The sequence below is a fragment of the Arsenophonus endosymbiont of Aphis craccivora genome, assembly GCF_013460135.1.
In the GTDB taxonomy this organism is placed as follows: Bacteria; Pseudomonadota; Gammaproteobacteria; order Enterobacterales; family Enterobacteriaceae; genus Arsenophonus; species Arsenophonus nilaparvatae.
Genome location: NZ_CP038155.1, coordinates 2225798 through 2250327, shown reverse-complemented (window position 1 = coordinate 2250327; position 24530 = coordinate 2225798). Strand labels below are relative to the sequence as shown.

Below are 24530 nucleotides of genomic sequence, written 5' to 3'. Positions count from 1 at the left end.
ATTAATAAATAATTTAATAACCGTTATTTTGACGAAAATAACGGCATAATTCTGTCAATTTTGTGTGTTTTAGGCAAAATAAATCAGTAAAATTGCAATTCATCGGTTTTTCTTTGCTAATTGTGTCAGCAATATTTGTTCTATTAATTCACTACGGCTTATTTTTTGTTCTTGAGCTAGCATATTTAATGCCGCAACAGCACGCTCATTGATTTTTAGTTCGACACGGCGTAAACCGTTGCTTTTATCACGTTTTAACTGATTACGTTTATTAATTTTTAATTGTTCATGTCGAGATAAAGTATTGGTTTTTGGACGCCCTGGTCTAGGTTCATCGGCGAATAAATCCCGGGTTGTGCGATCAGTCTGCTCTTTTGCCATAAATTTAAATGTTGATGGAAATTTGCTAGTTACTTAAACCAATCATACCCTAGCATGATAACTATCGCTACTAACAGATAAAATATACTCAATTGATAAAGCAGCCTATTAGTGAGTAACTGAAGTTAGCAATAGCCAGTAAAACGTATAAAAAGTGATCTTACTGGCGACTGGCGTTATTTTTAAGCGTTAATTTTTGTTATTGTTCCTATTTGTTGATGCCAGAGTTGAGCATAAAACCCATTTAACTTGAGTAGATTATCATGGCTATCGAATTCAATCACTTGACCTTCATTAATCACACAAATTTTATCAGCATGACGAATGGTATTGAGGCGATGGGCAATACTAATAACAGTTCGACCAGTAGACAAATAATGCATATTTTTCATGATAGCGGCTTCTGAATCAGAATCTAGTGCAGAAGTGGCCTCATCAAGAATTAAAATCCGTGGTTGTGTTAACAGAGCTCGGGCAAGTGCTATACGTTGCCGTTGTTCTCCTGATAAATTCATACCTCTCTCTGCTAACTGCGTATTGAAACCTTGAGGAAGTTGTTGAATAAAATCCAGTGCGCCTGCTATTTGTGCTGCCTGGGTCATGGCTTCGTCAGAAGCTGCCGGTTGGCTTAAGCGGATATTATCTGCTATCGAGCCTGCAAACAAAATACTTTCTTGAAGTACTACACTCATATTAAGACGTAAAGCAACGGGATCGGCGACAGCCAGATCCATACCATCAATAGTAATTTGACCCTGCTGAGGAACATAAAGTCGTTGTAATAACTTTGTTAAGGTACTTTTTCCTGATCCTGAAGGGCCTGTGATACCGATAAATTGTCCGGCCTTAATTGACAAGGATAGGTTCTGCAATACTTCTGGCATGTCGTTAGCATAACGAAATCTGATATGATTAAATTCAATATTACCATTAATAGATGCTGTATTGGCTAACCCCTTTTGGCCAAATTCAGTAGGTTCATCAAGAATATCACCAACAAGTTTAAGGGCGATAAGAGTATGCTGAAAATCTTGCCATACTTGCGCCAGACGAAGGATCGGTTGAGTAACATGTGCGCTAAGCATATTAAAAGCAATTAATTCTCCAGGACTAAGTTGGCCTTGCATAACGGCTTTAACACCAAACCATAATAGAATAGCAGTAGTTATTTTATTGACCAGTGTAATAATTTGACTGGCAATGATACTGCTTTTTTGTACCTGAAAGCTTTTTTGTAATTGGTGACTTAAGATTTTTTGCCAGCGTTGTAAAAACCTATTCTCGGTGGCTGTTGTTTTAACGGTTTCAATATCCGTGATTGTTTCAGTAAGAAAAGTGGTATTATCGGCTTGAGCTTCATACTCTTTTTCTACCCGTTTACGAATAATCGGGCCAATTAATAGCCAAAAGATAAAATAGATAACCAATGAACCAACGACGATGCCAGCAAGTTGGGCACTGTAGTTGAATAACACGACAATAAATAATGTGACAAAAAATAGATCGATAAACAGCATTAATGTTGAGCCAGTGAGAAATTGCCTAATTTGCGACATCTCACGAACTCTGGCAATAATTTGCCCTGTTTGTCGCTGTTTAAAATAGTCAAGCGGCAGTTCCTAATAAATGACGATATAAGCGGCCGGATAACTCAGCATTAATTTGGCCAGAGGTATGATTAAAAATTTTATTACGAATAAAACTATAAATAGGTTCGGCTATTGCTAATGAGACAAAGGCAAATGCTAAAACATGTAAGCTATTTAGGCTGCGTCCTACCAAGACTTTATCAATCAGATGTTGAAAAAGAATTGGGTGAATAAGAGCAAATATTTGTACAACGCTGGCGAGTATAAAAATATCTCTTAGTTGTTTATTTTGCCTAAGAACTGAAGGGGAAAACCAATCTAATCCAAACTTGATTTTTTTAGCAGTTAATTTTTTTTCCGCCACGAGCAGTACTTTAAATTTGATTGGTTTTTTGGGCTTATTATAATGAGGAAAAGTTAATGTTTTCTCTGAACACGGATTTATTACTTCAATAATTTGTTGCGTTATATTGGTCAATATCCACCATACGCCTTCTATTTCAATTAAAGCGGGTAACGGAATATGTTCCAGTTCAGCTGGTGTAAAAAAGCTTACTTTGCTTTTTAATTGCATATAATCCGCACACTCTCGTAACTGCTAGTCAGTTAGATGTTCAGATTCTAATCCTAAGGAGTGGGTTAACTGTTCAATTGTGATGGATTTACTCAGTTGTTTACTCAGCCAGATTATTGCATCTAGGGCTTGGTTAGTGGCGTTATTAGCTATTGCTACGCTAGAAAAAGTTTCCATCGCTTATTTCTCCCGCATTGATTCGGACAGATATTCACTAATTGGGCTTAAGAGATAATCAATCACACGCCGGTTATCGGTTTTGATTTCTGCCACAATGGACATGCCTGGTGTGATATCAATTGAATGACCATCAACCATCAGATTATTTTGTTTCAGGATGATTTGCGCGGGAAAGATAAGTCCTAATTGCTCATCTTGGGCTGAATCACGGGAAATTGATAATACTTCACCCTCGATAGTACCATAACGGGTATAAGTGAAGGCATAAACTTTAACGGTGACGTTTTGCCCAGGGCGAATAAAACCAATGTCTTTATTTAAGATCTTAACTTCAGCAATTTGCACATCGTTATCTGGTACAATGACCATCAAGTTTTGTGCTGGTTGTAATACTGCGCCTAAAGTATAAATGGTTAACTGTTGAAAGGTGCCAGTAACCGGTGAGCGTACAATTTCTAACTGCTCTCGTTCATCAAATTTTGCGTATTCTTGTTCTAGTATTGACAGCTGGATCTCTGACTGCTTTTTTTTATCATTCCATTCATGGTGTTTTTGCGATTGAAATGCAGTGAGTCGCTCTTTTAGGTTTTTTTCTTGTGAAACTAAGATATTCAACTCAGATGTTTGTTGGGCAATTAAGCGCTTAGTTTCTAATAATTCTTTTTCCTGCTCTAAATATTCTGATTTACTGATCATCTGTTTTTGACTTAAGGTTTGACGTGCTTCTAAACGCTGTTCGATATTCTTTTTTAATAAAAAAAGCACATTAAGATCATTGTTTTTTGCTGTTTGTGATGAATGATTAACTTCAATCTCAGAGGTTAAACTAGCGATTTGCGCATCAAATTGGGCTTTTTCATGATGATAGTTTTGGCTGATTTTTTATTGTTGTCGTTTTGTTAATTGATGAAAGGTGAGTTGTTGGTGCGGAATTTTGTTTTCCAGTATCGATTGATAAAGCAATTTTTCAATTGTATGATACTCGATTTGATATGAAATACCGATGATATCCTGACTAACACCCAATGCGTCAAGGGTGAGCAACGGTTCCCCTTTTTTCACATGTTGGCCGTTTTTCACATGTAATTCAGTTAATCGGCTCTGCTCATAAGCTTGAATAACTTGTGAGTGCCCCGACACAATAAGTCGTCCGGTTGAGGTGGCTTGAACATCTAATTGTCCCCAGTAGGCCCAACCAATAGTAATAACAACACCGATACTTAAGGTCAGTGCGGTTAAACGTGCAAAAGGTGATGGCGGGCTATTCATCAACGCCAGATGTGGGGGCAAGAAGTCATAATTATATGGCGGGAAAAACTGCTTTAACTTCCGTGTAATACGATTTGTCATGAAGTGTCCTACTGCTGCTTTAACGATTGTTGTAATGACCACAGATAGTGGTAATGTTTTTTAAGTTGCAATAATTGTGTATGGCTTCCTTGCTCAATAATTTTGCCTCGATCCAAGACAATAATATAATGGTGATGACTAACCGTTGATAAGCGGTGTGCAATAGTAAGGCTTTGTTGAATAAATCGAACTTTTAGGTGATTGGCAGAGCTGATCGCTAAATTCGTTTCAACATCAGGTCCCCATGGCAAAGCAAAAGTTTAAAATTACCAACTGGCCCGCGTACAACAAGGCACTCAGACAACGCGGTTCCCTGACGGTCTGGCTTGATGAGTCGGCCATCGCTGGATGGACTGACAGTTCTTCGCCTGAAGGTCGTGGCCGGCCGCTTTACTACAGCGATATGGCTGTTACCACTGTCCTGATGATGAAGCGTGTGTTTAACCTGTCGCTCCGGGCATTACAGGGCTTCGTTGATTCGATTTTTAAACTCATGTCTTAGCCGCTGTGCTGTCCGGACTACTCGCTGGTCAGCAGACGAGCAAAGAGCGTCAACATCAGCATAAAAACGCCAACGCGTGGTGAAATCTCGCATCTGGTCATCGACAGTACCGGTCTGAAGGTCTTTGGCGAAGGTGAATGGAAAGTCAGGCAGCAGACAGTGTGAATCATGAGATTATCTGTGCCGACTTATCGCTCAGCGGAACGACAGATGCGCAGGCACTGCCGGGCCTGATTAACCAAACCCACCGGAAAATCAGGGAAGTGTCAGCAGACGGTGCTTATGACGCCTGTTACTGCCACGATGCGTTGCTAAGAAAGAAAATCAGGCCCCTTATCCCGCCGCGAAGCGGAGCGAAATACTGGCCGGACAAGTACCATGAACGTAACCATGCGGTGGCGAATCAGCGTCTGAGCAGGAGTAATGATATGTGGAAAAAGAAAGTGGGTTATCACCGGCGTTCAGTGGCAGAAACAGCGATGTTCCGCATAAAAACTTTGCTGGGTGGCCATCTGAGGCTGCGTGACTATGAGGCTCAGGTAGGTGAAGCAATGGCGATGGTCAAAGCGCTGAACCGTATGACGTTGTTGGGTATGCCACACAGCGTCAGGATCGGATAACAGCTGTAGCAGAGGGAGCCATCCTGGCGGCTAATTCTGATTTATTCAACAAAGCCGGTAAAACCATAAAAATTGATTCAGTGAGTCCTGCTGATCCCGATGATAAATATGCAACAATAGAAATTGATGATTCAGCAGGAATCAATAATTTTAGATTATATTATTCAACGTAATGATAATGCTATTTTAATCTCTAAAGGCTATACAAAAGATTAAGTACAATGATATCACTAAAAAGTTAAAGGTTTTAGAATTTAAACCAGAAAATGAAGAAGGTATTGCTCTAAAATTAACAGAAATAAAAGATTCTCATTTTAATCTTGATCTTATTCCTACAACTGGCTTTCTTGGCTCGAAGTCAAATCGTTAATATTTTAATTACGATATAAACAAGTTAAAATTATTAACCAAATTCAAACAAACTGACAGTTGTCCATTATTTATATGATATCTTTCAGGTTAAATTTAATGCAAAACTTTTTCTCAAAAGAATAATAAAACATTCTTTTACATAAAATGAGACTCATTGAATCTTCATTAATGACTTATTGGTTTAGCGTTATCTATTTAATTCTGGTTTCTGTAAATATCAATTTGACTAAATGAGCTTACTAAACATATCAAATAGCTTTATAGATCGATGGGATAAAAATGACAGTGAACAATTCGATATAATAAATTGTAGCAAGATTGCAATAACCCATTGTACACAATGGAATTTACTAATTTGTTGGATTGATAAAGATTCGTCTGTGTTTAAAAGACGCGACTAAAACGAAAATGGCGGAGGAGGAGAGATTCGAACTCTCGGATGGTTTCCCATCGGCGGTTTTCAAGACCGCTGCCTTCAGCCGCTCGGCCACCCCTCCACAATGCCAAGAACTATAAACACAGCTTGAATGGTTGTAAAGCCTTATATAATTTAATCGCTATATATTTATGCTATTAAGTGATTATTCGCTTAATTTATCGGCATTTTACTAATATACTTGGGTAAAGAGTTCAATTTTGTTAAATTAACCATCCATTTTTTTAAGCTTAGAAATATCATATGTTTATATTTGAAGGTCGTGAAATTAACACTGATGGCGATGGTTACCTTAAAAATAGCCAAGAATGGTGTGAATCCATGGTATATCTACTAGCCAAACAAGAGAATATTACATTAACTGAGCAACACTGGGAAATTATTCGCTTCATTCGTGAATTTTATCTCGAATTCAATACCTCGCCGTCTATTCGTATGTTAGTAAAGGCAATTGCTAAAAAATATGGTGAGGATATTGGTAATAGCCGCTATCTTTATCGCCTTTTTCCAAAAGGACCAGCGAAACAAGCAACAAAACTTGCAGGTTTACCTAAGCCAGTAAAATGTATTTGAGTTATCACAGCGAGTGTCGAATATGAAAATCTACTACCTCTTTTTCAACATGGCACTCTTCACTTTGATAATATTCAATTTTAGCACCCACTGGCCCACCAGCTTTTAGCCAATCCTCTAGCTGCTGAATTTGCTGTAATGTACCAAAAGCTTTTATGTTGACACTACCATCATAACGATTATAAACATAACCATATAGTCCATGTTCTTTGCCCCAATGCAAGGTATGATAACGAAACCCTACACCCTGAACTCGCCCATATATATAGTAATTTCTACCTATCTTTCGCATTTTAGTGCTCTCTTATAATAAATAATAACTTCAACATATTGTTTTTTGTGTAAACAACAGATACTCTCATAGTATAGAGTTTTTAATCTGCATGGATTAGAGTTATTAAGAAACTAGCGTAACAGAGTGACCTGCTTGAAATTTATATTATTACCCACATATCCTTACCTATAGAATATGCAAGGCTTCTAGGAGGTAGCTATGATGACTACCAGTAAATTTAGTATTGGGCAACAAGTAAGGCACAAACTCCTGGGTTATCTTGGAGTAATCGTAGATGTTGACGCCGAATACTCCCTGGATAAACCACAGGATGACGATATTGCAGCTAATACAGCTCTACGCTCAGCTCCCTGGTACCATGTCGTTATGGAAGATGATAATGGTGAACCTATTCACACTTATCTGGCTGAAGCCCAGATTACTTATGAAACGTCTGATGAACACCCAGAACAGTCATCGTTAGATGAGCTGTCGGAATCAATTAAAACTCAACTTAGAGCCCCACAATTACGTAATTAACTAATTTTAAATATAATCAATGGAGATGGTTAGTCTATCATCTTCCTTGATCTATTTCTCTAAGCCTAAGCGAGGTATCTCTATTTTAGGGCAAGCTTTCATCACCACCGCTAATCCTGCTCGCTCAGCCATCTTTTTAACCTCTTGATTAATAACACCTAATTGTAGCCAAATTACTTTTGCATTAATTGCTATTGCCTGTTCGGCAACTTCAAAGGCATCGGCTTAATTTCTAAAAACATCAACCATATCAATTGGATATGGAATATCAACTAAATGGGCATAAACTTTTTGACCGAGTAATTCTTTGCCTACTAGTTTTGGACTGACAAGGGTCACATTATATCCTTGATTTATAAGGTATTTCATTACCTTATAACTTGGGCGGTCAACTTTATCACTAGCGCCAACTAATGCTATAAATTTCACTTTAGTTAAAATATCTGTCAGTTTCGAATCATCCATTTACAACAACTCCATAATTTAAAAATAATTACTAAACTATGATATAAATCGCAATAAAGTGCTACTACACTTGTCGAATTTGTTGAGTTAACTCAATCAATATTGAATATTGGCATAGTGCGTTAGTTGCTAAACTAGTAAATATCTATCAATGTAAGGAAATTTATGGAATCCGTTATTCGCAGATTGGAAAAAAGTAAAAATATTGCTTTGGTTGCCCATGATCACCGTAAATTATCACTACTAACATGGGTGCAAAAACATATTTCTGTGCTAAAAACACACAAATTATTTGCCACTGGTACAACGGGTAACTTAATTCATCAACATACTGGATTAAAGATTATTAATATGCTCAGTGGCCCAATGGGAGGAGATCAACAACTTGGCGCGATGATTGACGAACAAAAAATCGATATTTTAATCTTCTTTTGGGATCCATTAAATGCAGTTCCACATGATCCGGATGTAAAAGCGCTACTTCGACTCGCTACTGTATGGAACATTCCTGTTGCCAAGAATATAGCTAGTGCTGATTTCATTATCACATCGGCTTTGTTGAATAAATCAGAATTAGCCGCCAGGATGGCTCCCTCTGCTACAGCTGTTATCCGATCCTGACGCTGTGTGGCATACCCAACAACGTCATACGGTTCAGCGCTTTGACCATCGCCATTGCTTCACCTACCTGAGCCTCATAGTCACGCAGCCTCAGATGGCCACCCAGCAAAGTTTTTATGCGGAACATCGCTGTTTCTGCCACTGAACGCCGGTGATAACCCACTTTCTTTTTCCACATATCATTACTCCTGCTCAGACGCTGATTCGCCACCGCATGGTTACGTTCATGGTACTTGTTTCTTTCTTAGCAACGCGTCGTGGCAGTAACAGGCGTCATAAGCACCGTCTGCTAACACTTCCCTGATTTTCCGGTGGGTTTGGTTAATCAGGCCCGGCAGTGCCTGCGCATCTGTCGTTCCGCTGAGCGATAAGTCGGCACAGATAATCTCATGAGTCACACTGTCTGCTGCCAGATGAAGCTTGCGCCACACTCTTCGTCTGTCAGCCCCATGCTGCCTGACTTTCCTTTCACCTTCGCCAAAGACCTTCAGACCGGTACTGTCGATGACCAGATGCGAGATTTCACCACGCGTTGGCGTTTTTATGCTGATGTTGACGCTCTTTGCTCGTCTGCTGACCAGCGAGTAGTCCGGACAGCACAGCGGCAAAGACATGAGTTTAAAAATCGAATCAACGAAGCCCTGTAATGCCCGGAGCGACAGGTTAAACACACGCTTCATCATCAGGACAGTGGTAACAGCCATATCGCTGTAGTAAAGCGGCCGGCCACGACCTTCAGGCGAAGAACTGTCAGTCCATCCAGCGATGGCCGACTCATCAAGCCAGACCGTCAGGGAACCGCGTTGTCTGAGTGCCTTGTTGTACGCGGGCCAGTTGGTAATTTTAAACTTTTGCTTTGACATGGGGACCTGATGTTGAAACGAATTTAGCGATCAGCTCCGCCAATCACCTAAAAGTTCGATTTATTCAACAAAGCCTAAAAAATTATACAAGTATATAGGGTAAAGATAGCTGATGGTGGGGCATTTGGTATTTGAATAATAAAAAATTCAGTAAATCCGGTTAGATAAAATAACTTATTGGTAAGGAAGAATTTTGTTTGACAATTAATTTAATTGTGACTTAAAAATTATCCTTTATGATGACTAAAATCGATGTTTTACCGCTTCAGCAAGTATAGTTAGTAATTGTTCAGTGTCTTGCCAGCCTAGGCAAGGGTCGGTAATAGACTGACCATAGGTCAGTGGCTTGCCTGCAGTGACTTGCTGGGTACCTTCTATTAGAAAACTTTCTGCCATAATGCCGGCGATAGCCCTTGAGCCTTTTTGCAATTGTTGAGCAATGTTTTTAGCTACATCGATTTGGCGGTGATGAATTTTTTGGCAATTACCATGGCTAAAGTCGATAACCAATCGTTCCGGTAATCCCAATTTGCGTAACTGACTACAGGCTATGGCAATATCTTCAGCGCTATAATTAGGCCGTTTTCCTCCCCGCATAATCATATGGCCATAAGGGTTACCTTTCGTTTGATAAATAGTCATTTGGCCATTCTTATCAGGCGATAAAAATACATGGCTGGCACGTGCGGCACGAATAGCATCGATAGCAATATTAATATTGCCGTCGGTACCGTTTTTGAAACCAACCGGACATGACAGAGCTGATGCCATTTGTCGATGGATTTGGCTTTCTGTTGTTCTGGCGCCGACAGCTCCCCAGCTAATAAGATCGGCTACATACTGACCGGTTATCATATCTAAAAATTCAGTTGCTGTTGGTAGTCCAAGTTGATTAATATTAGTTAGTAGCTCACGGGCTAAACGCAAGCCTTTGTTAACTTGGTAGGAATTGTTTAGGTCAGGATCGGGAATTAAACCTTTCCAGCCAATCACTGTACGTGGTTTTTCAAAATAGGTACGCATCACGATTTCAAGATAATCTTTATATTCGCCGCGCAATTTAGCCAACATTTTGGCATATTCAAGTGCCGCTTGGGTATCATGTACAGAGCAGGGGCCAATGACCACCAATAGGCGTTGATCTTGGCCAATTAAAATTGACTCAATCGATTTCCGTGACGTTGTAACATTTTTGATAATTTCTTTGGATAGCGGAAATTCATCCAGCAGCGCTTGAGGCGTAATAAGTCTATCAATAGGTTGAGTTCTTAACTCATCGGTTTTATACATATTTATCTCATATATAATTCAATATAGTCGATTTTCTGGCAAATAAACTAGCATTACCATAACCGAAAATAAACTGGATCTAATGGTTGTTTAAGATATCGTTAAAGTAATGAGCGTTTCTCAGCTAATTTTAAATTGTTAAAATATACGACGACTTAGCCCAAATATTTCAATAATTTTGGGGGCTTTGTTGAATAAATCAGAATTAGCCGCCAGGATGGCTCCCTCTGCTACAGCTGTTATCCGATCCTGACGCTGTGTGGCATACCCAACAACGTCATACGGTTCAGCGCTTTGACCATTGCCATTGCTTCACCTACCTGAGCCTCATAGTCACGCAGCCTCAGATGGCCACCCAGCAAAGTTTTTATGCGGAACATCGCTGTTTCTGCCACTGAACGCCAGTGATAACCCACTTTCTTTTTCCACATATCATTACTCCTGCTCAGACGCTGATTCGCCACCGCATGGTTACGTTCATGGTACTTGTCCGGCCAGTATTTCGCTCCGCTTCGCGGCGGGATAAGGGGCCTGATTTTCTTTCTTAGCAACGCGTCGTGGCAGTAACAGGCGTCATAAGCACCGTCTGCTGACACTTCCCTGATTTTCCGGTGGGTTTGGTTAATCAGGCCCGGCAGTGCCTGCGCATCTGTCGTTCCGCTGAGCGATAAGTCGGCACAGATAATCTCATGAGTCACACTGTCTGCTGCCAGATGAAGCTTGCGCCACACTCTTCGTCTGTCAGCCCCATGCTGCCTGACTGTCCATTCACCTTCGCCAAAGACCTTCAGACCGGTACTGTCGATGACCAGATGCGAGATTTCACCACGCGTTGGCGTTTTTATGCTGATGTTGACGCTCTTTGCTCGTCTGCTGACCAGCGAGTAGTCCGGACAGCACAGCGGCAAAGACATGAGTTTAAAAATCGAATCAACGAAGCCCTGTAATGCCCGGAGCGACAGGTTAAACACACGCTTCATCATCAGGACAGTGGTAACAGCCATATCGCTGTAGTAAAGCGGCCGGCCACGACCTTCAGGCGAAGAACTGTCAGTCCATCCAGCGATGGCCGACTCATCAAGCCAGACCGTCAGGGAACCGCGTTGTCTGAGTGCCTTGTTGTACGCTGGCCAGTTGGTAATTTTAAACTTTTGCTTTGCCATGGGGACCTGATGTTGAAACGAATTTAGCGATCAGCTCCGCCAATCACCTAAAAGTTCGATTTATTCAACAAAGCCTAATTTTGGCTGAAATCTCTTCGACAGAGTAATTAGTTGTATTTAAATAGTTAATATTATGTCTTCTAAATAAAGCCTCAACCTCAGTTAATTCTATCCGACATTGATGTAAAGAAGCATAACGACTTTTTTCATAGCGCTCTTCACGAATAGCAGCTAGACGCTCAGGACTAATTGTTAGACCAAAAAGTTTATTTATATAAGGTTTTAATGCAAGTGGTAATTGTAAATTATCCATATCATCTTCGGTGAAAGGGTAATTGGCAGCCTGGATGGCCAATTGCACCGCTAAATAGAGGCTGGTGGGTGTTTTACCACAGCGCGAAACCCCAAGTAAAATAACTTGAGCCTGATCGAGGTTTTTTAGTGATATACCATCATCGTGCGCTAATGTATATTCAATCGCTGCAATTCTAGCATCATATTGATTTAGATTAGATAGTCCATGCGTACGGTTGAGCTTTGGTTCGGGTTTTCAGCCGATCTCTTGCTGGATCGGATCAATTAAAGATTGGACAATATCATGACAACAGCCGGCACTATTGGTAATAATTTTTTTTACTGTTGGGGAGATAATCGAGTAGAAAACCAACGGCCGGAGATGGGTTTTTGAATAGATTTGATCAATTTTTTGTTTTATTTCTTCGGCGCGTTTTTCGCTGGTGACAAACGGTAGTGTGTAAGAAGAAAAATTTAGCGGAAATTGTGATAAAACTGCATTCCCGAGTGTCTCTGCAGTAATAGCGGTTCCGTCAGAGATAAAAAATACACTGCGTTCTAAATTTTTGGCGTAATGATTTTCCATTGGTGAATTTTCCTTTTCTTTAATTCTATTTTTAGAAAGTAAAATAATAAAGATCAAATGTAAAAATTTGTTAGCCGAATGATAGATTATCTGGTGTTAAAAAATATTATTATGAGCTTGATCGATTCACCATTCCATTTTTGGTTCAACACTATGTTAGTCATTAATAATGAGATAATTTTTGCCAACTAACTAAAATATTTACACTTCCTATGAATTTTAATAAGGTATCTTTTTCAATGTCCGATAATGGCCGTACTTCATGCAATATACTTTGGTATAACCAGCTTACTATGAATGATGTTGATTTAGTTGGTGGAAAGAACGCTTCTTTAGGTGAAATGATCACACATTTAGCTAATCTGAATGTTATGGTGCCGAATGGTTTTGCCACTACCGCCCGAGCTTTCAATGATTTTTTAGAACAAGGTGGGGTTAATCAGCGTATATACCAATTATTGGATGAAATTGATATTGACGATGTAACTCAATTAGCCAAAGCAGGTAGCCAAATCCGGCAATGGATCATAGATAACCCTTTTGGCGATAAATTAGAACAAGATATTCGGCAGGCTTTTTTGCAATTATCCGCCGATGAGTCTGATATTTTGTTTGCCGTACGTTCTTCTGCTACTGCCGAAGATATGCCAGATGCTTCTTTTGCAGGTCAGCAAGAAACTTTTTTGAATGTACAAGGTATTGACGCGGTAATGTTTGCTATTAAACATGTTTTTGCTTCACTATTTAACGACCTGGCTATCTCATATCGAGTTCATCAAGGTTATGATCATCGTGGCTTTGTTGAATAAATCGAACTTTTAGGTGATTGGCGGAGCTGATCGCTAAATTCGTTTCAACATCAGGGTCCCCATGGCAAAGCAAAAGTTTAAAATTACCAACTGGCCCGCGTACAACAAGGCACTCAGACAACGCGGTTCCCTGACGGTCTGGCTTGATGAGTCGGCCATCGCTGGATGGACTGACAGTTCTTCGCCTGAAGGTCGTGGCCGGCCGCTTTACTACAGCGATATGGCTGTTACCACTGTCCTGATGATGAAGCTTGTGTTTAACCTGTCGCTCCGGGCATTACAGGGCTTCGTTGATTCGATTTTTAAACTCATGTCTTTGCCGCTGTGCTGTCCGGACTACTCGCTGGTCAGCAGACGAGCAAAGAGCGTCAACATCAGCATAAAAACGCCAACGCGTGGTGAAATCTCGCATCTGGTCATCGACAGTACCGGTCTGAAGGTCTTTGGCGAAGGTGAATGGAAAGTCAGGCAGCATGGGGCTGACAGACGAAGAGTGTGGCGCAAGCTTCATCTGGCAGCAGACAGTGTGACTCATGAGATTATCTGTGCCGACTTATCGCTCAGCGGAACGACAGATGCGCAGGCACTGCCGGGCCTGATTAACCAAACCCACCGGAAAATCAGGGAAGTGTTAGCAGACGGTGCTTATGACGCCTGTTACTGCCACGACGCGTTGCTAAGAAAGAAAATCAGGCCCCTTATCCCGCCGCGAAGCGGAGCGAAATACTGGCCGGACAAGTACCATGAACGTAACCATGCGGTGGCGAATCAGCGTCTGAGCAGGAGTAATGATATGTGGAAAAAGAAAGTGGGTTATCACCGGCGTTCAGTGGCAGAAACAGCGATGTTCCGCATAAAAACTTTGCTGGGTGGCCATCTGAGGCTGCGTGACTATGAGGCTCAGGTAGGTGAAGCAATGGCGATGGTCAAAGCGCTGAACCGTATGACGTTGTTGGGTATGCCACACAGCGTCAGGATCGGATAACAGCTGTAGCAGAGGGAGCCATCCTGGCGGCTAATTCTGATTTATTCAACAAAGCCATGTGGTGGGTATTAATGATATTCCTAACTTTTTGGCTGGCGCTAAATCGTTAGCTACAGGTTTAGCCGAAAAAGGGCTTTGTTGAATAAATCGAACTTTTAGGTGATTGGCGGAGCTGATCGCTAAATTCGTTTCAACATCAGGTCCCCATGTCAAAGCAAAAGTTTAAAATTACCAACTGGCCCGCGTACAACAAGGCACTCAGACAACGCGGTTCCCTGACGGTCTGGCTTGATGAGTCGGCCATCGCTGGATGGACTGACAGTTCTTCGCCTGAAGGTCGTGGCCGGCCGCTTTACTACAGCGATATGGCTGTTACCACTGTCCTGATGATGAAGCGTGTGTTTAACCTGTCGCTCCGGGCATTACAGGGCTTCGTTGATTCGATTTTTAAACTCATGTCTTTGCCGCTGTGCTGTCCGGACTACTCGCTGGTCAGCAGACGAGCAAAGAGCGTCAACATCAGCATAAAAACGCCAACGCGTGGTGAAATCTCGCATCTGGTCATCGACAGTACCGGTCTGAAGGTCTTTGGCGAAGGTGAATGGAAAGTCAGGCAGCATGGGGCTGACAGACGAAGAGTGTGGCGCAAGCTTCATCTGGCAGCAGACAGTGTGACTCATGAGATTATCTGTGCCGACTTATCGCTCAGCGGAACGACAGATGCGCAGGCACTGCCGGGCCTGATTAACCAAACCCACCGGAAAATCAGGGAAGTGTCAGCAGACGGTGCTTATGACGCCTGTTACTGCCACGACGCGTTGCTAAGAAAGAAAATCAGGCCCCTTATCCCGCCGCGAAGCGGAGCGAAATACTGGCCGGACAAGTACCATGAACGTAACCATGCGGTGGCGAATCAGCGTCTGAGCAGGAGTAATGATATGTGGAAAAAGAAAGTGGGTTATCACCGGCGTTCAGTGGCAGAAACAGCGATGTTCCGCATAAAAACTTTGCTGGGTGGCCATCTGAGGCTGCGTGACTATGAGGCTCAGGTAGGTGAAGCAATGGCGATGGTCAAAGCGCTGAACCGTATGACGTTGTTGGGTATGCCACACAGCGTCAGGATCGGATAACAGCTGTAGCAGAGGGAGCCATCCTGGCGGCTAATTCTGATTTATTCAACAAAGCCCAGCTGAATTCAATCGAATAGAATGTTATCTTGAACAAAATCGATCACTCGCAGAATTAAAGGGTAAAGAATCAGAATATTTTATTAGGGTTTATCAAGAAATAAAAGAAAATAGGGATAAGAAAAATGAACAATTAATTGTTACTAATCAAACCGGCCAGCCATTGCAAAGCGGAACGACAGAGTTAAAAATGGAATTGGTAGTAGATAAAGAAATAGGACAAAATATAGCGAGTGTGGAATTAAAGCAAAATAATAAGATAGGACAAAAGAAGCCGTAGGTTCAACTTTATGGCAAAAATTAAGCCAAAAAACCAGCCAATTATTTGCAACATCATGGAGTTTTATCAAAACTAAACTTATCGGATTTTTATTACCTGCTTTTTTTAGTACCAAGATTAACTAATTGTTTTTCAATGCTAGCCTAATTTTAAACAGCTAATCGGCTAAATAGCGTCAAAATAGTTAGTAACTGCTCGGTATAAACGAATTATTTAAGTTAAAAAACATGTTTTTCCGAATTGTATGGATTAGCGTAAAATTAATTAAGCTACTTAACACTGAGGTTATAGTAATGACAGCAATTATACGACAGTTTTTAAAATTAGAAGCAGCAAGTGGGGTGCTGTTAATTATTGCTGCCATCTTAGCTTTGATTATGGCTAATATTCCATTGCAAGGTATTTACCAGCAATTTCTTAATATTCCCATTGCGGTTAAAATCAGCGTATTAGATATTGATAAACCTTTTTTATTGTGGATCAACGATGGTTTAATGGCCATTTTCTTTTTGGTGGTTGGCCTGGAAGTTAAACGAGAACTGATAGATGGCTCGTTTGCTGGTCGTGATAAAGCGATATTTCCCGCTGTTGCTGCGGTAGGCGGTATGTTATTACCCGCTTTGGTATATCTATTTTTTAATTTGAATGATGAAATTGCCCGGCAGGGTTGGGCGATCCCAGCGGCGACAGATATTGCATTTGCATTGGGTATCATGGCACTATTAGGTAAACGTGTACCAACAGAGTTAAAAGTATTTCTACTGTCGTTGGCGATTATTGATGATCTTGGCGTAATTATCATTATTGCTCTCTTTTATACTAAATCTGTTTCTATCATGGCCTTAGGGTTAGCTATTCTTTCTCTATTGGTATTAATATGGATGAATTGGCGTAAAGTTGAAAATACTTCTGCTTATTTGGTTGTTGGTGTCATCTTATGGGTTTGTATTTTAAAATCAGGTATCCATGCAACGTTAGCTGGTGTCATTGTGGGCTTTTTGATACCTCTTAAAGGGGGACAAAATAATTCACCCTCTGAACAGTTAGAACATCTTTTACATCCTTGGGTTGCTGATTTAATTTTGCCATTATTTGCCTTTGCTAATGCAGGCATACAACTTGATGGTGTTACCCTAACTAATCTTGCCAGTGCTTTACCGATCAGTGTCGCGTTAGGTTTATTAATTGGTAAACCAACAGGTATTTTTCTGTTTAGTTGGCTAGCGTTAAAATTAGGCGTTGCAAAATTACCCGCCAAAATTAACCTTAAGCAGATATTTGCTGTTTCAGTACTCTGTGGTATTGGCGTTACCATGTCAATTTTTATTGCCAGTTTAGCATTTGAAGGTTTAGATAATTTTAGTACTTATGCACGGTTGGGGATCCTAATCGGTTCGACGCTAGCGGCTATCTTAGGATTATTATTATTGAATAGTGTATTACCTAAAAAGCCAATTAGCACTAAAGCAGCTAATCATGCAGTATAACGTTAATTTTAAGTTATATTTGCGTGAAATAAATAGTATTTTTGTGTTCGCAATACAATATTTTATTTTTGTAGCGAGAGTATCTTATTTAGGTAAAATGAAATTAATCGTTTATCTTCTAATGTTCAGAAAATAACGAATATAAACAGTTATCGGTGGTACAAAAAGGAATCGATATGAGAGTGTCGCATCTCAATTTTAATCATCTCTATGGCTTTGTTGAATAAATCGAACTTTTAGGTGATTGGCGGAGCTGATCGCTAAATTCGTTTCAACATCAGGTCCCCATGTCAAAGCAAAAGTTTAAAATTACCAACTGGCCAGCGTACAACAAGGCACTCAGACAACGCGGTTCCCTGACGGTCTGGCTTGATGAGTCGGCCATCGCTGGATGGACTGACAGTTCTTCGCCTGAAGGTCGTGGCCGGCCGCTTTACTACAGCGATATGGCTGTTACCACTGTCCTGATGATGAAGCGTGTGTTTAACCTGTCGCTCCGGGCATTACAGGGCTTCGTTTATTCGATTTTTAAACTCATGTCTTTGCCGCTGTGCTGTCCGGACTACTCGCTGGTCAGCAGACGAGCAAAGAGCGTCAACATCAGCATAAAAACGCCAACGCGTGGTGAAATCTCGCATCTGGTCATCGACAGTACCGGTCTGAAGGTCTTTGGCGAAGGTGAATGGAAAGTCAGGCAGCATGGGGCTGACAGACGAAGAGTGTGGCGCAAGCTTCATCTGGCAGCAGACAGTGTGACTCATGAGATTATCTGTGCCGACTTATCGCTCAGCGGAACGACAGATGCGCAGGCACTGCCGGGCCTGATTAACCAAACCCACCGGAAAATCAGGGAAGTGTTAGCAGACGGTGCTTATGACGCCTGTTACTGCCACGACGCGTTGCTAAGAAAGAAAATCAGGCCCCTTATCCCGCCGCGAAGCGGAGCGAAATACTGGCCGGATAAGTACCATGAACGTAACCATGCGGTGGCGAATCAGCGTCTGAGCAGGAGTAATGATATGTGGAAAAAGAAAGTGGGTTATCACCGGCGTTCAGTGGCAGAAACAGCGATGTTCCGCATAAAAACTTTGCTGGGTGGCCATCTGAGGCTGCGTGACTATGAGGCTCAGGTAGGTGAAGCAATGGCGATGGTCAAAGCGCTGAACCGTATGACGTTGTTGGGTATGCCACACAGCGTCAGGATCGGATAACAGCTGTAGCAGAGGGAGCCATCCTGTCGGCTAATTCTGATTTATTCAACAAAGCCCATCTCTATTACTTCTGGCATGTTTGTAAAGAGGGATCGGTTGTTGGCGCCGCTGAAGAACTTTATTTAACGCCTCAGACAATAACGGGTCAGATTAAGGCATGAGAAGAACGTTTGAATGGTAAATTATTTAAAAGGCAAGGTAGAGGGCTGGTTCCTTCAGAACTAGGGCAACTAGTTTTTCGTTATGCTGATAAAATGTTTGTGCTAAGCCAGGAACTGCTAGATATTGTTAATTATAGTCGTGAAACGAATTTGTTATTTGATGTTGGTGTTGCTGACGTTTTATCGAAACGGCTGGTAAGCCGTGTCCTTGAAACAGCTATTGTTGAGCATGAGCGGATCCATTTACGCTGTTTTGAATCGACACACGAGCTTTTATTGGAGCAATTAAGTCAACATAAGTTAGACATGATCTTATCTGATTGCCCGGTTGATTCGTCCCAACAAGAGGGGTTATGTTCCGTCAAGCTTGGAGAATGTGGCGTTAGTTTTTTCTGTCGCAAACCAATACCGGAGAAACCTTTTCCACTGTGTCTAGAAGAGCGGCGATTATTGATCCCAGGTCGGCGTTCTATGTTAGGTCTTAACCTGCTTTCTTGGATCCAAAATAATAATTTGCAGGTAGAAATCCTGGGCGAGTTTGATGATGCTGCATTGATGAAAGCATTTGGCATGTATCATAACGCAATATTTGTTACGCCATCGCTCTATGCTAGTGAGATTTTTTTAGATAATGAAGTAGTTGAAATTGGTAATATGGATAAAGTAAAAGAAGAATATTATGTTATTTTTGCTGAACGTATGATCCAGCATCCAGCAGTGCAACGTGTTTGTAATAAGGATTTTTCTGGTCTATTTGATTAAAGATTTTATAAACAATAAGAGCCATTTTTTAATAATAATAAAAAAACCGACTGAAGCCGGTTTTTTAGCAAAATCAAAATAAATTACATTGATTTGATTTGCGCTACTAAATTTGCTTTATGACGTGCAGCTTTATTTTTGTGGATCAAGCTTTTGCTAGCATAGCTATCAACAATAGGTTGCATGTCGTTAAATGCTTTTTGTGCTGCTTCTTTATCGCCAGTAGCGATAGCGGCATAAACTTTTTTGATAAAAGTACGCACCATAGAACGACGGCTAGCATTATGCTGACGACGTTTCTCTGATTGTATGGCACGTTTCTTAGCTGATTTGATATTAGCCAAGGCCCAACTCCCAAATATTTATTCTATCGAGGACAATCTAAAGGCGGAGGAATATGCCTTTTTAGCCTTCATTTGTTAATGAATTTGTGTAAATAAGCATCGTGTACAGCAATGCGAATCTGTTGTGATTAACCGGTATTTTACCAGTTTACTGATTAAGAATACAGTTTTAAATGTGAAAAACCGGATGAAATTGTAGGAAAGTGGTTAGATTAAGTATTTTTTTAATGACAAACAACAATTTATTATCTTTGTTATAAATATTAATCAAATGGTGACTTACCCTTCAAGGTAGTAAGCGGTATAATCCAGCAATTTTTATTATATTGAGCCGATTATGAAGTTAGTACGTGGTATACATAATATTCGCGCATATCATCATGGTTGTGTGTTGACTATTGGCAATTTTGATGCTGTTCATCGAGGGCATCAGGCATTATTGAAACATTTAAAACAACAGAGTCAGCGTCTTGGGCTGCCAACGATGGTCATAATTTTTGAACCTCAACCATTGGAGTTTTTTTTGGGCGCAAATGCGCCAGCACGTTTAACGCGTTTACTTGATAAGATAAAATACTTTACCGAATATGGCGTTGATTATTTACTGTGTGTTAAATTTAATCCAACATTTGCTTCATTGACACCGCAGGCTTTTGTTTCACAATTGCTGGTGGAAAAATTGGGGGTTAAATTTTTGGCGATAGGTGATGATTTTCGTTTTGGCAAAGATAGACAGGGTGATTTGAAATATCTTAGTGAAGCAGGGGAACAATATGGTTTTGAAGTGGCCAATACTGAAAGTTTTTGTGACGCCGGCCAGCGAGTTAGTAGTACGGCTGTCAGGCAAGCACTATTAAGTGATAATCTTACCCTTGCTGAGAATCTTATGGGACACCCCTACCGATTGAGTGGTCGAGTGGTACATGGTCGCCAGCTTGGTAGTGCGATCGGTTTCCCGACAGCGAATATACCATTTAAATGTTTAGTTATGCCTGTTAAAGGCGTTTATGTGGTAGAAGTATATGGATTAGCCGATCACCATTTGCAGGCAGTGGCAAATATTGGCACAAGCCCAACCGTGAATGGGGTTGATCAGCAAATTGAAGTTCATTTAATAGATGTGCATATGGATTTATATGGACGTCATATTGATGTTGTATTGCGTAAAAAATTGCGTAACGAGCAGAGATTTGCTTCTATTGATGAATTAAGACAGCAAATCGGTAAGGATATAATGGCTGCGAGACAATTCTTCCAGTCGTCATAATTTAGATATTTAGCAGAAAATTGGAACTGAGAATTTAGATGAGTGACTATAAAAATACCCTGAATTTACCGGAAACAGGGTTCCCTATGCGCGGTGATCTCGCTAAACGAGAACCACAAATGTTAGCCCGTTGGTATAAAGAAGGTTTGTACCAAGCTATTCGCCAGGCCAAAACAGGCAAACAGATATTTATATTGCATGATGGTCCTCCTTATGCAAACGGTAGTCTTCATATTGGTCACTCAGTTAATAAAATTCTCAAAGATATTATCATTAAATCTAAAGGACTGGCCGGATTTGATTCGCCATATATTCCTGGTTGGGATTGCCACGGTTTGCCAATTGAACATAAAGTTGAACAAATTATCGGTAAACCAGGTGACAAGGTTTCTGCAGCTGTTTTTCGTGAAGAATGTCGCAAATATGCCAAAGAACAAATTGAGGGCCAGAAAGCTGATTTTATCAGAATGGGCGCACTTGGTGATTGGGAACAGCCTTATTTAACCATGGATTTTAGTACTGCAGCCAATATTATTCGTGCATTAGGTAAAGTGATTGAAAATGGCCACTTAGTGAAAGGTGTTAAACCGGTTCATTGGTGTACTGCTTGCGGTTCTTCCTTAGCGGAAGCGGAAGTTGAATATTATGATAAATCATCACCTTCCATTGATGTACGCTTTAGCTCGGTGGATGCTAACGCTGTTTATAGTAAATTTGGCGTAAAATCGTCGGCTTTGCCGGTTTCAGCCGTGATCTGGACGACCACACCTTGGACGTTACCCGCCAACCGTGCGATTGCGTTTAACGCTGATTTTGAATATCAATTAGTGAACGTCAATAATAATGAATGTTTAATTTTGGCAAAATCACTGGTTGAAACAGTAATGCAGCGTATTGCAGCAACAGAGTGGCAAATTTTAGCACAATGTAATGGCTCTGAATTGGAAGTACTGCGCTTTCATCACCCATTTATGAATTTCGATGTGCCTGTTATTTTAGGTGATCACGTTACTTTAGACGCGGGTACCGGGATTGTACATATGGCACCAGGCCATGGGCCGGATGATTATATTGTTGGGCAGAAATATAAACTTGAAATAGCAAATCCCGTCGGTCCAAATGGGTGTTATTTACCTAATACTTATCCTGGTTTGGACGGTGTTTTTGTATTTAAAGCAAATGAATTAATTATCGAACTTTTAGCGGCAAAAGGGGCATTGCTACATAAAGAAATATTACAGCATAGTTATCCTTGTTGCTGGCGGCATAAGACACCGGTTATTTTTCGTGCTACACCTCAGTGGTTTGTTAGTATGGAAAAAAATGGTTTACGTGAACAATCGCTAAAAGAGATTAACGGGGTTAAATGGATCCCAGATTGGGGACAAAGCCGGATTGAATCTATGGTTGCAAATCGTCCAGATTGGTGTATTTCTCGTCAGCGCACCGGTGGTATGCCGATGGCATTATTTGTGCATAAGCAGACAGAACAATTACATCCACGGACGTTAGAATTGATTGAAGAAGTCGCTAAACATGTTGAAAAAGCAGGTATCCAGGCATGGTGGGATCTTGACCCCGTTACCCTATTAGGAAGTGATGCAGCTGATTATGTTAAAGTCCCGGATACGCTTGATGTCTGGTTTGATTCTGGTTCTACACACTATGCGGTTGTAGATGTTCGCCCTGAATTTAAAGGACATTCTGCTGATTTATATTTGGAAGGCGCTGATCAACATCGTGGTTGGTTTATGTCGTCTCTAATGCTATCAACTGCGATGAAAGGAAAAGCGCCTTATCGAGAAGTATTAACCCACGGTTTTACGGTTGATGGACAAGGCCGTAAAATGTCAAAATCTTTGGGTAATACTACCATTAGCCCACAAGACGTCATGAATGATTTAGGAGCTGATATTCTGCGGCTATGGGTTGCTTCAACCGATTATACTAGTGAGATTGCTGTGTCAAATGAGATTTTAAAACGTTCTGCCGACAGCTATCGGCGTATTCGTAATACAGCACGCTTTTTATTAGCCAATTTGAACGGTTTTGATCCTACTTCACATCAAGTTAAACCAGAAGATATGGTGATATTAGATCGCTGGGCAGTAGGGCGGGCGAAAGCCGCTCAAGCGGAAATCGCTATGCATTATGCTAATTATGATTTTCATGCAGTCGTTCAGCGTTTGATGCAGTTTTGTTCAGTTGAAATGGGTTCTTTCTATTTAGAGATTATAAAAGATCGTCAATATACGGCAAAAAGTGATAGCTTGGCACGTCGTAGTTGTCAGACAGCCTTATTTCATATCATAGAGGCCTTGGTACGCTGGATTGCGCCGATCCTTTCTTTCACGGCCGATGAAATTTGGCAGCAATTGCCTACTAGACAGAGCAAATATGTCTTTACTGATGAATATTATGCTGACTTGTTTGGCTTGGATGTTAATGAAACGCTTAATGATGAATTTTGGAATAAGTTATTAATTATCCGTAGTGAGGTTAATAAAGTTCTCGAACAAGCGCGTGCAGACAAACTTATCCGTAGCTCGTTGGAGGCTGCAGTGATTTTATATACTGATAGAGAACTGGCTGAAATACTTAATCGTTTAGGTGATGAGTTACGTTTTGTATTGTTAACTTCACAGGCTAAAGTAATTGATATTAGCCAAGCCCCAGTTCAGGCACAGAATAGTGAACTGAGTGGATTGAAAATAGCTTTCCAGCAGGCGGAAGGTGATAAATGTCCTCGTTGTTGGCATTATGCAACGGATATTGGTCGGGAGGCGGAGTATGCAGAATTATGCGGCCGCTGTGTGACTAATGTAGCCGGTAACGGTGAAATACGTAAGTTTGCCTAATGAAAAATCCTATTTGCTCTACTGGCTTACGCTGGTTATGGTTAACGGCTGTGATATTAATTGTTGATCTTGGTAGTAAGCAACTAATTTTGAATAATTTTCAATTATATGAGGCGATACCATTAATGCCTTATTTCAATTTGGCTTATGCTCAAAACCCTGGTGCAGCATTTAGTTTTTTAGCTGATAAAGGGGGATGGCAGCGTTGGTTCTTTGCCTTGGTTACGATTGTCATTTGTGTGGTGCTTCTCGTAATGATGTATCGCCAAAGCGTGAATAAAAAATTGAGTAATATTGCTTATGCATTAGTTATTGGTGGAGCACTAGGGAATTTGTGCGACCGCTTAGTCCATGGCTTCGTAGTTGACTTTATTGATTTTTATGTTGGTGACTGGCATTGGCCAACATTTAACATTGCGGATATGGCGATTTGTCTTGGTGCGGTACTAATCATTCTTGGCAGTTTCATCAATACAGCTAAAAAAGCGAGTGGGTCTTAGATTATC

General features: G+C 40.8%; 22 protein-coding genes, 1 tRNA gene and 6 pseudogenes. 13 read left to right on the top strand and 16 right to left on the bottom strand.

Features of this window, described 5'->3' with window-relative positions; genetic code table 11:
• Positions 1–99 precede the first annotated feature (99 nt).
• The 6 genes from ybfE to E3U36_RS11390 all read right to left on the bottom strand — a co-directional run bounded on the left by ybfE (position 100) and on the right by E3U36_RS11390 (position 4325).
• Positions 100–381 carry a LexA regulated protein gene (gene ybfE, locus E3U36_RS11405; protein ID WP_180816598.1) on the bottom strand — a complete coding sequence of 94 codons (282 nt, stop codon included), beginning with the start codon at positions 379–381 and terminating at the stop codon, positions 100–102.
• Positions 382–563: 182 nt separating this feature from the next.
• Positions 564–1937, bottom strand: a complete 1374-nt coding sequence (locus E3U36_RS13305) for an ATP-binding cassette domain-containing protein (protein ID WP_369412944.1) — start codon at positions 1935–1937, stop codon at positions 564–566.
• 49 nt (positions 1938–1986) lie between these two features.
• On the bottom strand, positions 1987–2544 hold the full coding sequence (locus E3U36_RS13300) for an ABC transporter transmembrane domain-containing protein (RefSeq protein WP_369412943.1): 558 nt from the start codon (positions 2542–2544) through the stop codon (positions 1987–1989).
• Between the two features lie 180 nt (positions 2545–2724).
• Positions 2725–3603 (bottom strand): HlyD family type I secretion periplasmic adaptor subunit, encoded by an 879-nt coding sequence (locus E3U36_RS11395; RefSeq protein ID WP_369412971.1) that lies wholly within the window; start codon positions 3601–3603, stop codon positions 2725–2727.
• Between the two features lie 3 nt (positions 3604–3606).
• Positions 3607–4074, bottom strand: coding sequence for a biotin/lipoyl-binding protein (locus E3U36_RS13295; protein WP_369412942.1), 468 nt, complete (start codon positions 4072–4074; stop codon positions 3607–3609).
• An 8-nt stretch (positions 4075–4082) separates the two neighbouring features.
• Positions 4083–4325: a hypothetical protein gene (locus E3U36_RS11390; RefSeq protein ID WP_202881823.1), complete on the bottom strand. Its 243-nt coding sequence runs from the start codon at positions 4323–4325 to the stop codon at positions 4083–4085.
• Between E3U36_RS11390 and E3U36_RS11385 the strand changes: the two are divergent.
• Positions 4319–5196: pseudogene (locus E3U36_RS11385) on the top strand (IS5 family transposase). The gene E3U36_RS11390 and the pseudogene E3U36_RS11385 overlap by 7 nt on opposite strands.
• 781 nt (positions 5197–5977) lie before the next feature.
• Here E3U36_RS11385 and E3U36_RS11380 read toward each other — a convergent pair.
• Positions 5978–6065, bottom strand: a tRNA-Ser gene (locus tag E3U36_RS11380).
• A 182-nt stretch (positions 6066–6247) separates the two neighbouring features.
• On the opposite strand from E3U36_RS11380, the gene tusE reads away from it, so the two are divergent.
• On the top strand, positions 6248–6577 hold the full coding sequence (tusE, locus tag E3U36_RS11375; RefSeq protein ID WP_180816597.1) for a sulfurtransferase TusE: 330 nt from the start codon (positions 6248–6250) through the stop codon (positions 6575–6577).
• Between the two features lie 4 nt (positions 6578–6581).
• Here the strand turns inward: tusE and yccX are convergent, their stop codons facing one another.
• A complete protein-coding gene (gene yccX, locus E3U36_RS11370) occupies positions 6582–6869 on the bottom strand; it encodes an acylphosphatase (RefSeq protein WP_180816596.1) in 288 nt (95 codons plus the stop codon).
• 201 nt (positions 6870–7070) lie between these two features.
• Here yccX and hspQ point away from each other — a divergent pair, with 201 nt between their 5' ends.
• Positions 7071–7391 carry a heat shock protein HspQ gene (hspQ, locus tag E3U36_RS11365; RefSeq protein ID WP_180816595.1) on the top strand — a complete coding sequence of 107 codons (321 nt, stop codon included), beginning with the start codon at positions 7071–7073 and terminating at the stop codon, positions 7389–7391.
• A gap of 51 nt (positions 7392–7442) precedes the next feature.
• On the opposite strand, the pseudogene E3U36_RS11360 reads toward hspQ, so the two are convergent.
• Positions 7443–7856 (bottom strand): annotated as a pseudogene (locus tag E3U36_RS11360) (CoA-binding protein).
• Between the two features lie 165 nt (positions 7857–8021).
• Here E3U36_RS11360 and E3U36_RS11355 point away from each other — a divergent pair.
• Complete coding sequence (locus E3U36_RS11355) at positions 8022–8477, top strand: methylglyoxal synthase (protein WP_180816594.1); 456 nt, start codon at positions 8022–8024, stop codon at positions 8475–8477.
• Here the strand turns inward: E3U36_RS11355 and E3U36_RS11350 are convergent.
• From E3U36_RS11350 to ppsR, 4 genes and pseudogenes are all read right to left on the bottom strand, one after another.
• A pseudogene (locus tag E3U36_RS11350) lies at positions 8464–9340 on the bottom strand (IS5 family transposase). The gene E3U36_RS11355 and the pseudogene E3U36_RS11350 sit on opposite strands and share 14 nt — an antisense overlap.
• 243 nt (positions 9341–9583) lie before the next feature.
• Positions 9584–10630: a 3-deoxy-7-phosphoheptulonate synthase gene (locus E3U36_RS11345; protein WP_180816593.1), complete on the bottom strand. Its 1047-nt coding sequence runs from the start codon at positions 10628–10630 to the stop codon at positions 9584–9586.
• A 239-nt stretch (positions 10631–10869) separates the two neighbouring features.
• A complete protein-coding gene (locus tag E3U36_RS11340) occupies positions 10870–11793 on the bottom strand; it encodes an IS5 family transposase (protein ID WP_180816592.1) in 924 nt (307 codons plus the stop codon).
• 64 nt (positions 11794–11857) lie between these two features.
• Positions 11858–12673 (bottom strand): annotated as a pseudogene (ppsR, locus tag E3U36_RS11335) (posphoenolpyruvate synthetase regulatory kinase/phosphorylase PpsR).
• Between the two features lie 239 nt (positions 12674–12912).
• Here ppsR and E3U36_RS11330 point away from each other — a divergent pair.
• Positions 12913–13470 (top strand): annotated as a pseudogene (locus tag E3U36_RS11330) (PEP/pyruvate-binding domain-containing protein); the annotation flags it as partial.
• Here the strand turns inward: E3U36_RS11330 and E3U36_RS13055 are convergent.
• On the bottom strand, positions 13430–13555 hold the full coding sequence (locus tag E3U36_RS13055; RefSeq protein WP_255479081.1) for a hypothetical protein: 126 nt from the start codon (positions 13553–13555) through the stop codon (positions 13430–13432). The pseudogene E3U36_RS11330 and the gene E3U36_RS13055 sit on opposite strands and share 41 nt — an antisense overlap.
• Here E3U36_RS13055 and E3U36_RS11325 point away from each other — a divergent pair.
• On the top strand, positions 13544–14467 hold the full coding sequence (locus E3U36_RS11325; RefSeq protein ID WP_180816591.1) for an IS5 family transposase: 924 nt from the start codon (positions 13544–13546) through the stop codon (positions 14465–14467). The two genes, E3U36_RS13055 and E3U36_RS11325, sit on opposite strands and share 12 nt — an antisense overlap.
• A 45-nt stretch (positions 14468–14512) precedes the next feature.
• Here E3U36_RS11325 and E3U36_RS11320 read toward each other — a convergent pair whose 3' ends face one another.
• Positions 14513–14680 (bottom strand): hypothetical protein, encoded by a 168-nt coding sequence (locus E3U36_RS11320; protein ID WP_180816590.1) that lies wholly within the window; start codon positions 14678–14680, stop codon positions 14513–14515.
• On the opposite strand from E3U36_RS11320, the gene E3U36_RS11315 reads away from it, so the two are divergent.
• The 4 genes and pseudogenes from E3U36_RS11315 to nhaR all read left to right on the top strand — a co-directional run bounded on the left by E3U36_RS11315 (position 14674) and on the right by nhaR (position 19555).
• Positions 14674–15597, top strand: coding sequence for an IS5 family transposase (locus E3U36_RS11315; RefSeq protein WP_180815895.1), 924 nt, complete (start codon positions 14674–14676; stop codon positions 15595–15597). The two genes, E3U36_RS11320 and E3U36_RS11315, sit on opposite strands and share 7 nt — an antisense overlap.
• Before the next feature lie 630 nt (positions 15598–16227).
• Positions 16228–17421, top strand: a complete 1194-nt coding sequence (gene nhaA / locus E3U36_RS11310) for a Na+/H+ antiporter NhaA (RefSeq protein WP_180816589.1) — start codon at positions 16228–16230, stop codon at positions 17419–17421.
• Positions 17422–17708: 287 nt separating this feature from the next.
• Positions 17709–18632 (top strand): IS5 family transposase, encoded by a 924-nt coding sequence (locus E3U36_RS11305; RefSeq protein ID WP_180816588.1) that lies wholly within the window; start codon positions 17709–17711, stop codon positions 18630–18632.
• A 23-nt stretch (positions 18633–18655) separates the two neighbouring features.
• Positions 18656–19555: pseudogene (gene nhaR, locus E3U36_RS11300) on the top strand (transcriptional activator NhaR).
• Positions 19556–19638: 83 nt separating this feature from the next.
• On the opposite strand, the gene rpsT reads toward nhaR, so the two are convergent.
• Positions 19639–19899, bottom strand: coding sequence for a 30S ribosomal protein S20 (gene rpsT / locus E3U36_RS11295; RefSeq protein WP_180816587.1), 261 nt, complete (start codon positions 19897–19899; stop codon positions 19639–19641).
• Between the two features lie 337 nt (positions 19900–20236).
• Here rpsT and ribF point away from each other — a divergent pair, with 337 nt between their 5' ends.
• Genes ribF through lspA form a run of 3 tightly spaced genes read left to right on the top strand, consistent with a single transcriptional unit; the run spans position 20237 to position 24524 of the window.
• Positions 20237–21166, top strand: a complete 930-nt coding sequence (ribF, locus tag E3U36_RS11290; RefSeq protein WP_180816586.1) for a bifunctional riboflavin kinase/FAD synthetase — start codon at positions 20237–20239, stop codon at positions 21164–21166.
• 38 nt (positions 21167–21204) lie between these two features.
• Positions 21205–24024, top strand: coding sequence for an isoleucine--tRNA ligase (gene ileS, locus E3U36_RS11285; protein WP_180816585.1), 2820 nt, complete (start codon positions 21205–21207; stop codon positions 24022–24024).
• On the top strand, positions 24024–24524 hold the full coding sequence (gene lspA / locus E3U36_RS11280; protein WP_180816584.1) for a signal peptidase II: 501 nt from the start codon (positions 24024–24026) through the stop codon (positions 24522–24524). The genes ileS and lspA overlap by 1 nt, the downstream gene beginning before the upstream one ends.
• The last annotated feature ends 6 nt before the right edge of the window (positions 24525–24530 follow it).